Origin of the sequence: Bacillus sp. cl96, assembly GCF_900100505.1 — a bacterium.
Taxonomy (GTDB): Bacteria; Bacillota; Bacilli; order Bacillales; family Bacillaceae_G; genus Bacillus_A; species Bacillus_A cereus.
Map to the genome: position 1 here is coordinate 139473 of NZ_FNDM01000004.1, position 11432 is coordinate 150904.

Here is an 11432-nt window from a genome sequence, read left to right on the forward strand (position 1 = left end):
GGCTAGAGAATTAACATATCCTCTAGCCTTTTTCATCTTATTTTTTCGTAACAACATCATCTACAATCCCATATACCTTCGCTTCTTCTGCAGTCATAAAATAATCTCTTTCTGTATCATGTGCTACTCTTTCAATCGGTTGGCCTGTTTTTTCTGCAATCATTTTATTAATATCATGCTTTAACTTTAATATTCTTTTCGCAGTTATTTCAATTTCTGTTGCTTGCCCTTGTGCACCACCAAGCGGCTGATGAATCATAATTTCACTGTTAGGAAGCGCAAACCGTTTTCCTTTTGCTCCTGATAATAATAACAATGCACCGAATGATGCCGCAAAGCCCATGCATAGCGTTTGCACATCTGGTTTAATTAAATTCATCGTATCTAATATTGCAAAACCTGCTGTCGTTGAACCTCCTGGGCTATTGATGTATAAATATATATCTTTTTCTGCATCTTCTGCTTCTAAAAATAATAATTGCGCTACGACACTACTCGCTACTTGATCGTTAATTTCTGAGCCGATAATAATAATGCGGTCTTTTAATAACCTTGAATATATATCATAGGAACGCTCTCCTAATTTTGTTTGTTCTACTACATATGGAATTGTATTCATTTTAAATTCCTCCAATACTTGTTATGCTGCGCAAAGCATACAACTGTAGGAAGAAGGTTGTTTCACATTAAATAATAAGACTGGCTGTTTAGATGGTAACTTAGTAAAATCTATTGACGGAAGCAGTTTCGTTAATAATTCCGGTCTCTCTTCTCGAATAGACGTTACTACAACTTCCATATCATCTGTGAATTCGACTATCTCGACCCCTTCTTCACTTACAGTTTTCAGCCTATTTCTACTCCGAAATAAAGAAGCTTTCACTGCACCTTCTGATACAGAACACACTTTAGCAATATCAGCGATACTATATTGAAAAACATCTTTTAATAATAAAATTGCGGATTGCTGTACATTTAATGAAGACAATACTTTCCCTACCATTTCATGCAAATCTGCAATGTTCTCATGTGGTTCTTCAAAAGTGATTTGTTCTCTTATTTTTTCATGAACAGACTTAGACTTTATCTGATCTAACCAACGATTTCTTGCTATTTTATAGACGAGTGTCATACAAATATCTTTATTTCTATATTTTTGAAGTACTTTACACACTGTTTCTTGGGCGAGATCTTCCCCATCCCATTTGTTTTTCGTTAAAAAAGTACAGTATCTTTTTAACTCTCCATATTGTTCAATTAAAAAGTTTATATTTGAATGATTCATATCGATATGGTTCTTTAAAACATGAGTTACTTTTGTGCACAAAATAACCACTCCTTTTCAGCGCTTACTTAATAAACGATTCAACATTAAAAAAAGTTACGGGGATATAAAAAAATAATGTTTATGTTCAATAATTCGCGGTCATAAATATGTTATGTACAATTTTACGTGAGGAGGAACAAATTTGCCAAAATTAACAATTGAAGGTGCGGGAACTTTTGATGTAAAAGAAGGAACAAAGTTAGTATTAGCAATTGAAGATAGCGGTGTCAACATTCTTCATCGTTGCGGCGGGAATGCACGTTGCACAACTTGTAGAGTAGAAATACTAGCAGGTGATTTCTGTGAAGCGAGTGCGAATGAGAAACATGCAATGACGGAAAAAGGAATTGAAGATCATTTACGATTATCTTGTCAAATGCGTGTACATAAAGATATAGTCGTTCGTCCGGTACTTACAGTTGAAAATTCAGGTCTTGATGCTGGGCCACGTCCGGCGGAGTAAAGCGATGAATTTAAAACAGCTCGCTGGCGAATATGCTGCTAACTTTGTAAACGATGGCATGAAAATTGGGCTTGGTACAGGTTCTACTGTATATTGGACAATACAAAAATTAGGTGAGCGTGTAAAAGAAGGATTATCATTTCAAGCTGTACCAACATCAAAGGAAACTGAAGCATTAGCACAGCAACTAAATATCCCCCTAATTTCGTTAAACGACGTACAAAGTCTTGATCTTACAATTGATGGAGCGGATGAAATTGATTCAAATTTACAACTTATAAAAGGCGGTGGCGGTGCATTACTTCGTGAAAAAATCGTTGCCTCTTCCTCTAAAAAACTAATTATCATTGCTGATGAATCGAAACTTGTAACACATTTAGGTACTTTTCCATTACCTATTGAAATCATCCCTTTTTCATGGAAACAAACCGAAAATAAAATTCAGTCTTTAGGATGTCAAACAACATTACGTTTGAAAAACAATGAAACCTATATAACCGATAACAATAACATGATTATCGATTGTATATTCCCTAATCATATTTCTAATCCTGCCCATTTACACACTCAATTAAAAATGATTACTGGTGTAGTTGAAACAGGGTTATTTATAAGTATGACGAGTAAAGTAATTATCGGCGCTAAAAATGGGATAAAGGAATTGTAATAAAAGCTAACTTTTTAAAGTTGGCTTTTTAGTATGTTCTTCTCTTTATAGCGCTTTATTATGATATACTATGAAAACACAAGCTGATTACATTAGAAAGGACTGAATATTTTGCAATCCAAACTTATAACAGAACTTGCTGATTTAGAAACTGCCTTTCATATTCGAAAAGAAGTATTTGTAAAAGAACAAGGTGTCCCTCTTGCAGATGAATTCGATACATTCGATGAAATCGGAGAGCAATGTAAACATATTTTAGTTTATTATCATGAGCTTCCTGTAGGTACAGGGCGTATACGATTTGTTGATGGCGTCGGAAAATTAGAACGTATTTGCATTTTAAAAGATTATCGTACATACGGATTAGGTAAAGTCATCATTCAAACGTTAGAAGAAATTGCTCGTAACGAACAAGCTACAAAAGTGAAACTACACGGGCAAACACAAGCTGAAGGATTTTATAAAAAATTAGGTTATGAAACTTCTTCTGATATATTTATGGAAGATGGCATTCCGCATATACTTATGACGAAAATGTTATCATAATAAAAAGGGTAGTATATGAATCTTATGTATTCATACACTACCCTTTTTTATAAATAGAAAAGTGAATTCTCCAGATTCTCTTTTGAAATCAAAGCCCATCATCTCTTAGTTCATATCTAGGTAAAGCTTACACTGTTTTCCATAATGATAATGCATAAATCCAGTTCGGATCACCATTTCCTTGATAACTCTGGACTGCTTCATATACTTTTCCTTCGTGTAGAACTCTATCTCCCTTTTTATATGCTTTTTTTGCATCCCACGCTTCATATGAAGCGATTTCGGTTTTTGTAGTAATTGTGAATATATCACTCTGTACGGATTCATTTCCAGCTACATCAACAGCTTTTACTACATATTTATAAGTAGTATTAGCGAGCAGATTTTTATCCATATAAGAAGTTGTATTGGATGTTGCAATCTTTTTCATTGATCCTTCTGTTTCTCTATAAATATCGTAATGGTCTACACCAATATTATCGTCAGATGGACTCCACATTAAATCCACACTTGACGCTGTCGTTCCCATACTATGTAATCCTTTTGGTTGTGTTGGTGCTTCTGTATCTGGAATCTCAACTGTTGTTTTTACTGTAAGCGCTGTACTTTCCTTCGATACATTGCCAGCTGCGTCAATTGCTTTTACAGTATAAGAGTATTCTGTGCTTGGTTGTAATTTCTTATCAATAAAATGAGTGCCTATTACTGTATCAATCATCTCTCCGTTACGGAAGATTTGATATCCTTTTACCCCTACATTATCCGTAGAAGCGTTCCATGTTAGTTCTACACTATTTGCTGTTACTTTTTGCGTCTGAAGTCCATTTGGAATACTTGGCGCTTCTATGTCTGGTTTCACATCATTAATAAGATTAACATCAATTACATTATAGAATGCATTTGCTGTATCAGCTACATCCCATACTGCTAAAATCACATGATATCCACTACGATCAGTAGGTACATTGATTTTATGAGTTAAATTATTTGAAGCTGCAGAACCATCATGTTGTACAGTTCCAATTGGTTCAAAATCTGCTCTTGTTAGCGCTTTATTTGGATTCCATCCTTTTTTAGTAATATAGTAATGCCACTTACTCGTTAAGTGAGGCGCAGTATACTTCCAAGTAAATGTATTTTCCCCACCAGTGATTGTATTTTTAAACCAACGATTTGCTGTTTGTTGATCTAAAATACCACCAAATTTTCCGCCTGCTGAAGCAATTTGTCCATCTACTGGACCACCTTGTGGGAAACCTTTTGGAGCTTCTAAACTTTGTGGTTCATACATAACACTTCCACAGTTTACATTTAGCGCACCATAAGTTGAACTACATAAAGCGGATCGGCTACCGGGCTTTTCAACAAAACCGTGCGCATAAGCATTTTGAGGAATAAGTGTCGTACTAATAATTCCAGCTGTTAATGCTACAGCTCCTAAACTTTTTTTGTTCATTTTCATATTTTGTAGTTGTTTTAAAAATCGATTATTCATGTTCATGTCTCCTTCTTGTTATACTTTGTAGTGGAATGTGGGCTTTGATGTAAAAGAATAACAAGAGACAAACTTGTACCGATGTATGTGTTAATTATGCATACACCGCAGTGAAATTATATTTTTCTTGTGAAATATTTCACTTTATGAATATATCATGACATAGAAATTACCTGAGTATGTGCAGAAGTTGTGCAGAAACAGTGAAATTATTACTAACATGTAAAACTAAGTCCTAACATTTTAAAATAAAATTCGAATATATTTATCTATCATCTTTACTTCATAATTGACAATACATTTAACTGGTTAACTTTTATTCTTATACTTATATCTCTCAGTGCCTTAGTTTTAACCATACTAGATATTAAAAATAAGAATTATAAAGTTAAATAAAAAGCATCCTATTTAGATGCTTTTCTAATGTATAATTTCATTTTTTCACTGACCTACAAATATAAAAATTTCATCAACAGCTTCCTTATATCCACCTGATTTTTGGAAAGATTTCTTCAAATTCAAAGCAACTTCTTTAAATGACGGATTATTTAATACCATTTCTACACTTTCACTTAGTTGATCCGCAGTTAATCCTTGCATTTGTAATTTTATTCCTGCTCCAAGACTCTCCACTTGCTTTGCGACTACTGGCTGATCTGCACTTTGCGGTATTACAACGAGCGGAACCCCGTTATACAGTCCTTCATGCGCACTGTTCATCCCGCCGTGTGTAATAAATAGTTTCGTATATGTAAGCAGCTCAGTTTGGGGTACATAGTTTTTCACAATGAAGTTTTTAGGAATTTCGCCTAGATCACTTATTTTTGTTTTACTACCAATAGACATAACAATTGTATGCTCACTATTCTCAAAGGCCTTCATACACAGTTTATAAAAGTCAATCGCTTCATTAAAAACAGTACCTAATGAAATATAAATCGGACTTTTTTCTTCAATTGAAGTAAAATCAACGTCTCTGTTTTTCATTTGTGCAGAGATAGATGGTCCTACAAATTTATATATTTCATCAAACGTATCACCAAAAGGCTGGAACTCCTTAATTGTATATACAATAGTAAGGGGTGCAGGATTACAGAAAACTTCATACGATGATTTTATTTCAACACCATATTTTTCAGCAATTCCCTTCGTTAAGTTTTGAAAATCATTCTGTATTTTATCATAAATTTCTACTGGGATATTTTTTGATAGATGACCTAACATTTGCTCAAAGGATTTTTCATCCTGCGCAAAAGATGTGCATGAATTTATGGCTGGAAGTTTAAGGATTTGAGCAATTAAATGGCCACAGCCAAACATAGAATCATGAATTATGTAATCAAAATGTTCACCTTCAATTTGTTCTAAAACGCTAGGTATTACAATATCTGCTGTATGTAGAAGGCCATTTATTCTTTCCTGTAAATAATTTCTGCCTCCAGATAGAAACGCTTTTATAAATTTTTGATCATCAATCGTTCGTACAGTAGCACCTGTCTTCTCAATCCGCTCCCTGAAAGCTTCTATTGAAAAATAAACGACCTCTTCACCACGAGAAATCAATTCATCTACAACTTGTAAAGTTGGATTTATATGTCCTTCTGATCCAGCATTAATAAATAAAACACGCGCCATAATAAACACTCCTTACGTTAAATCATTTCTATGTTGGCAAGAGTACGGATTCTCTCCATACTCTTTTCCTAGCTGTTCGTATCATGTTCCTACTAAATTGACCTAGCAAGTCTAAAACCGAGATCATCTATATGAAATGTAGGATGGCTTCGACGACGACAAGTAGCGCCGCACCCTCTCGCTGTTTCAGCCCAACTACCACCACGAAAAATGCGGTATGATCCGTACACTGTTTCATCATACAAATCATAACACCATTCCCAAACGTTCCCTAGCATATCATAAAGTCCCCATGCATTCGGTTCTTTTTGGCCAACGTCATGAATCTCTCCATTTGAATCTAAATTACATTTCACAATTTGACCACCATCACTAATAGAATAATATTCTTTTAATCCCGCTTTTTTTGAAAGTACATTACAAAACGCAATGGCATCGTTCCATGAAATATTGACAACTGGTTTATGATTTTTATCAAAATTATTTAATGTACTATTTGTAATAGCATCATATAGTTTCATTGTTACAGCATACTTTGCAAGAAGAAATGGTTGAATTTGTACTAGCCATTCTTTTTTTATTCGATCATCTCTTAATACTACCTCTCCAGCTGGAATATTGACCATTAATGAATCGATTAGTTGAATTAAATCGTTAGTCATTTTCTATTCCTCCAAACGTTCATTTTATATGAAATTAAAGTCATATACTCATTACAAAATACAATTTTCAAAAAGCGGTAAATTTTTCATAATAAAAAACGATTAGTTTTATTAAACTAATCGGTAAGATTCACAAAGAATTTTTGTGTTACATTCTATAATTATATGTGCTCTAAAAATTTCCGAACCTCATTTGGAGATTTTAAAACAATAACCTTTTTCTCTTCCGGCAATTGCTCTAACTCTTTTAAAATTGTAGGTCGTTTAGCATTAGGATATTCCCATATCCATTTAAAAAATTGCAAATCAAATCTTTCTTCACATCCCGCGCCCATATCTGGTCTTGTTTTATTCCGGTATTTTACAATTCTTTTAAAAGCACGATAAATACAAATTGTTCTATGAATATCAAGGAAGATAATTGTATCAGCTGCATTCAGTCTTATACCCATCGTCCCGCCATAATTCCCATCAATAATCCACTTCTCATCTTTAATTAAGTTATTTTGAACTGCTATTTGTTCTTCTCTCGGAACACCTTCCCAATTCGGTTTCCAAAATAATGCATCAAGATGATGCACCTTAATATTTAATTTATTTCCTAACTGCCTTGCTAATGTAGATTTTCCTGAACCACCAGAACCAATTAATATTATTTTTTTCATACCTTTACGATACCTTCTATAACTTCTTCAATAGTTTCCTTATTAGCGAAAATCCAGAAGAACATTTCTTCATTTAACTTTAATGAATCTGGTAACTGGACAAAATAAGCAATAATATTTTTCTTTATATAATACATATTGTTCATCATTTTCTGTCTTTACTACTCTCTGTACTTTAATTCCCTTTTCATACAGTTGCTTCAAAACATCGAATTCAACTAGAAGTTGCTTTATTGATCCTGTTTTCTTTAAAATATACTCTTTATTCTTGCATATAACCTTCGCTACTTTTTGTTGAATTACAGTAGCTGTGACATGTTCATTTTGAAACCAAAACTTTGCAATTTCCAGTGCTTGTTCCATTTACAAATACCCCTTTTACAATTCTTATGTCTTCCGAAAAATAACCTCACACAGTACTCCCACTCCAACACCAATTGTATAGGCCACTAAATCACTCCACAAAAAACCGTATCCCAACACGAGTCCGCCCAAAGTCGTTGCACGCATGCTATCTATCCATTCCGCATGATACAATTGGCTCGCTTCAATCCCGTAGCAAAACATTAAACTAATAAAAGCCAACTTCTTCGTCTCTGTTTTAGGAAACAAAAATCCAAAGCCAGTGAAAATCATTAATGCCCATAAAGCATCGCCTAAGTAATCATTTAATAGATGTGGTAGTGCAAAAGAAAACTTTCTTGAGCTAAGACCTAAAATAATAATAACTATAGTAAATAGTGCATATACTACTCTATTTCGTTTCGTATTCATTTTAAAGTCCCCTAATATGTAATGTAAAACTGTAAATAGCTAGTAAAACAAAGTTATTTTACTAGCTATTTATTAGTTGCTTTAATGATAAGAAAATGTGGATTCGTATTTAGATAATAATATGATTTTTCGTCTACTTCTTTCATTTTTTCAATTGCCTTCGGTTCTACTATCTCTTCTAATACAAAATAATTTGTAGTTTCATTTAGTATGTCTTGTAATGATCTTCTAAAAAACTTGACTTCAATAGTAATATTCGGTTTAACCCAAGTATCTATTAATAACTGTTTTTCAAAATAATTTTCACATGGAAACTTTGTGAAATCCATAAAAGGATGATGAATAGAATATATAAGTTCTCCACCTGGCTTCAATACACGACGAAATTCTTGAAATACTTGATTCCAATTTTCTATATAATGAAGAGTTAATGAACTTACAATCACATCATATGTATTATCTTTAAATGGCAATGTTTCTTGCAGATCATGACAAAGGAACGTTGCTTCTTCTCCTATATTTTCTTTTGCTGCTTTTACCATTTCAGGACTTACATCAATTGCTGTAACATTTGCTCCTCTTTTTATGAATTGAGAAGTATACCATCCAGCTGCACATCCAGCATCTAGTATCTTTTTTCCTTCTAGTTCCTTTGGAATAAGCTCCATCATCGCCGGTCTTTCATAATAACTGTTATATGGATTTGCGAAATCTAGATTTTCTTTATATGTACTCGCTAATTTATCATACGTATCTTTAATCGAATCTTTCATTACACACACTCCTAATACATATTAATCCATTAACTCCTGCTGCTTTTTCTTTGAAAATGATTGTAGTACTAAATCATACGACCAATCAATCATTTTATTAATTTGCTCCTGCACTATATCCTTATGAATATAAACAGTATTCCAATGTTTTTTATTCATATGATACCCTGGAATAATGGTTTCTGGATAATCTTCTCTTATTCTTAATGCGACTTCTGGATCACACTTCAATGTAATCGCAGCTTTTTCGCCTTCTTCATGATTTACTATCGCAAATATTTTATTATTAAGCCTCATACATGTTGCACTCCAACCATCTGGAGAATCTTCTGTCGCTTTTCTTTTCGATAAACAGTATGCTCTTGTTGCATTCATTTTAATTGGCACCTCTTATTCTTTCCCTGTTTGATTACGATGCATCACAATTTGCTTCGTTGCTTGAAATTGCTGCTCACCGTAAAACTTTATTAGCTTCTCTCCGCAAAATAGACTAACAATATGAATATGAGATATTTCTCGAAGTAATATTGTAAGCATCTTCTCTCCAATACCTTTATTTCTTACACTCTCATGTACGACAACATCTTCAATGTATGCTCGAAAAACACCATCAGAAACGACTCTAGCAAATCCAACTAATTCATTTTCTTCCCATACTCCAATGGCTATACTATTCTTTAACATTTTTTCAATATCGACTTCTTTTCTTTCTGGCCACCAACCGACAGAATCATAAAGCTTCTTTATTTTTTCTGCACAGATTGGTTGTTCTTGTTGCAATTTATACGTGTACATATTCGTTCTCCTATCAATCAGTATACATAATATTATTATAATCTCTTTTCAAAAAAGTGCTGACTATAACCTTTCGGATGATCTTCAACGACACCATACTCCCTGTAACCGTGCTTTTTATAAAATTCTGGTGCTTGAAAACTAAATGAATCTAGCAATATTAATCTACACCCTTTCTCCTTCGCAATCCCTTCAATTTCATGTAAAAGTTGGCTGCCATAACCGTCATGACGAACTGATTCATCAACCCATAAAAAGTCGATATGAAGGTGATAAAAATACATCGTACCTGTTACGCCACCAAAAATTTTTCCTTCTTCATTTTTTACTACGAGGCTTACTTCTTCCATCGTCTGTCTTGCCTCATCTGTTAAGATGGACATATTATATTGAATAACTTTATTTTTAATATATTCTCCTTCAGTACGTGTACCGTTCTTTATATGTTTCATTTATATTGCTCCCTTTCAGCTTAGTAATCTACATTTTATTTTTTCTCTTTAAAATACTAATACATACGAATCCACCATATGTAACAAAACATGAAAAGCCAATTATACCTGGTACAGAGACATATCCTACCCTTATGTAACTTATAACCGCAAAACAAACGATAGACAATAAAATAGATGGCCAAAATATAAGAGCTGTTTTTCTTCTTCCTCGTTGCGATGTACTTTCTTTCTCTCCAGAAACACGTGTGCCAAAAAGCAATACAATACAAATAAGGATCGCTGCAAAGTAAATTGTATCTAATGACAAATTGTGATCATATAGTGCGATTCCAACTTCAAGAGCAATAATCGTTAAAATTAAAATAATGATTGTTGAAGTCTTTAAGTTTCTTTTCAATCGCTCACTCCTAGCATGCTTTCACTATATTCTTTGTATATGTACTTTAAAACTGCTGCAAAAGCTTCATCTACCTCTTTATTTTCACGTCGATTCGGTAAATCTTTTCCCCCCATCACATAAAGAAGCGGAAATTCGTTAAACATTCCTATTATACCAATAAATTCAATATCGAATATAAAAAAACTTTTCGGCAGCTCATATCAGCTATTTAAATAAGAAAAAGGTAGCATGAATTTTTTCTTGCTACCGAAAAATATTTATTCTTCTATAGGATTTTCAGGACCGTTAAGTTCCAGCTGATAAAAAGCTAAATCTAGCCATTTATTAAACTTATAACCAGCTTTTTTTATTGTCCCTGCATGAACAAATCCATAGTTTTGATGCAAGGCAATACTTTTCTCATTCTCTGCATCAATTCCAGCAATTAAGGTCATATACTCTCTTTCCTTCGCAATTCTGATTAATTCTTTCATTAATGAAGACCCAATGCCATTTTTTCTATATGCCTTATCTACATACACAGAATGTTCAACTGAATATTTATAAGCAGGCCACGCTCTAAATGGGCCGAATGTCGCAAATTCTACTACTTTATTATCTAATTCATATACGAAAATGGGATACCCTTCAGCCTTTTTTTGTTCATACCAATCTACTCTATTTTCAAGGGTTACAGGTTTATACGCATATACAGCTGTTGTATAAAGTATCGCATCGTTATAAATATCTAAAATGTATGCTAAATCTCTTTTCGTTGCTTCCCTTATCATTATTT

At 33.3% G+C, this 11432-nt stretch carries 17 protein-coding genes and 1 pseudogene; 3 read left to right on the forward strand and 15 right to left on the reverse strand.

What is annotated here, in order from left to right; genetic code table 11:
• Positions 1-37: 37 nt before the first annotated feature.
• Entirely contained in the window at positions 38-619 is a 582-nt protein-coding gene (clpP, locus tag BLT20_RS10905) for an ATP-dependent Clp endopeptidase proteolytic subunit ClpP (protein ID WP_001092373.1), read from the reverse strand.
• Between the two features lie 21 nt (positions 620-640).
• The gene (locus tag BLT20_RS10910; RefSeq protein ID WP_000337511.1) at positions 641-1327 is read right to left on the reverse strand and encodes an RNA polymerase subunit sigma-70; all 687 of its coding nucleotides are present in this window, start codon (positions 1325-1327) and stop codon (positions 641-643) included.
• 142 nt (positions 1328-1469) lie between these two features.
• Here BLT20_RS10910 and BLT20_RS10915 point away from each other — a divergent pair, with 142 nt between their 5' ends.
• From BLT20_RS10915 to BLT20_RS10925, 3 genes are all read left to right on the forward strand, one after another.
• Positions 1470-1790, forward strand: a complete 321-nt coding sequence (locus tag BLT20_RS10915) for a 2Fe-2S iron-sulfur cluster-binding protein (RefSeq protein WP_001125388.1) — start codon at positions 1470-1472, stop codon at positions 1788-1790.
• Between the two features lie 4 nt (positions 1791-1794).
• On the forward strand, positions 1795-2457 hold the full coding sequence (rpiA, locus tag BLT20_RS10920; protein WP_001049991.1) for a ribose 5-phosphate isomerase A: 663 nt from the start codon (positions 1795-1797) through the stop codon (positions 2455-2457).
• A 111-nt stretch (positions 2458-2568) separates the two neighbouring features.
• Positions 2569-3003: a GNAT family N-acetyltransferase gene (locus tag BLT20_RS10925; protein WP_001190863.1), complete on the forward strand. Its 435-nt coding sequence runs from the start codon at positions 2569-2571 to the stop codon at positions 3001-3003.
• A 127-nt stretch (positions 3004-3130) separates the two neighbouring features.
• Here BLT20_RS10925 and BLT20_RS10930 read toward each other — a convergent pair whose 3' ends face one another.
• The 13 genes and pseudogenes from BLT20_RS10930 to BLT20_RS10990 all read right to left on the reverse strand — a co-directional run bounded on the left by BLT20_RS10930 (position 3131) and on the right by BLT20_RS10990 (position 11427).
• On the reverse strand, positions 3131-4498 hold the full coding sequence (locus BLT20_RS10930; protein ID WP_001065159.1) for a lytic polysaccharide monooxygenase: 1368 nt from the start codon (positions 4496-4498) through the stop codon (positions 3131-3133).
• Positions 4499-4939: 441 nt separating this feature from the next.
• Positions 4940-6133 carry a macrolide family glycosyltransferase gene (locus tag BLT20_RS10935; protein WP_000124880.1) on the reverse strand — a complete coding sequence of 398 codons (1194 nt, stop codon included), beginning with the start codon at positions 6131-6133 and terminating at the stop codon, positions 4940-4942.
• 92 nt (positions 6134-6225) lie between these two features.
• Complete coding sequence (locus BLT20_RS10940; protein ID WP_073339190.1) at positions 6226-6795, reverse strand: formylglycine-generating enzyme family protein; 570 nt, start codon at positions 6793-6795, stop codon at positions 6226-6228.
• A 161-nt stretch (positions 6796-6956) separates the two neighbouring features.
• On the reverse strand, positions 6957-7460 hold the full coding sequence (locus tag BLT20_RS10945; protein ID WP_000720555.1) for a DNA topology modulation protein: 504 nt from the start codon (positions 7458-7460) through the stop codon (positions 6957-6959).
• Positions 7461-7562: 102 nt separating this feature from the next.
• Positions 7563-7823 (reverse strand): annotated as a pseudogene (locus BLT20_RS10955) (aminoglycoside phosphotransferase); the annotation flags it as partial.
• A 24-nt stretch (positions 7824-7847) separates the two neighbouring features.
• Positions 7848-8234, reverse strand: coding sequence for a ribosomal maturation YjgA family protein (locus BLT20_RS10960; RefSeq protein ID WP_001093456.1), 387 nt, complete (start codon positions 8232-8234; stop codon positions 7848-7850).
• Positions 8235-8299: 65 nt separating this feature from the next.
• A complete protein-coding gene (locus BLT20_RS10965) occupies positions 8300-9007 on the reverse strand; it encodes a class I SAM-dependent methyltransferase (RefSeq protein ID WP_000655262.1) in 708 nt (235 codons plus the stop codon).
• A gap of 21 nt (positions 9008-9028) precedes the next feature.
• On the reverse strand, positions 9029-9382 hold the full coding sequence (locus BLT20_RS10970; protein ID WP_000994621.1) for an MmcQ/YjbR family DNA-binding protein: 354 nt from the start codon (positions 9380-9382) through the stop codon (positions 9029-9031).
• Positions 9383-9397: 15 nt separating this feature from the next.
• Positions 9398-9802: a GNAT family N-acetyltransferase gene (locus tag BLT20_RS10975; RefSeq protein ID WP_000288973.1), complete on the reverse strand. Its 405-nt coding sequence runs from the start codon at positions 9800-9802 to the stop codon at positions 9398-9400.
• 35 nt (positions 9803-9837) lie between these two features.
• A complete protein-coding gene (locus BLT20_RS10980) occupies positions 9838-10254 on the reverse strand; it encodes a GNAT family N-acetyltransferase (protein ID WP_000680539.1) in 417 nt (138 codons plus the stop codon).
• A gap of 28 nt (positions 10255-10282) precedes the next feature.
• Positions 10283-10654: a hypothetical protein gene (locus BLT20_RS10985; protein WP_000827997.1), complete on the reverse strand. Its 372-nt coding sequence runs from the start codon at positions 10652-10654 to the stop codon at positions 10283-10285.
• A complete protein-coding gene (locus BLT20_RS30560) occupies positions 10651-10800 on the reverse strand; it encodes a hypothetical protein (protein WP_000481402.1) in 150 nt (49 codons plus the stop codon). Before BLT20_RS30560 ends, BLT20_RS10985 begins: the two co-directional genes overlap by 4 nt.
• A gap of 114 nt (positions 10801-10914) precedes the next feature.
• Positions 10915-11427, reverse strand: coding sequence for a GNAT family N-acetyltransferase (locus tag BLT20_RS10990; protein WP_073339192.1), 513 nt, complete (start codon positions 11425-11427; stop codon positions 10915-10917).
• Positions 11428-11432 lie beyond the last annotated feature (5 nt).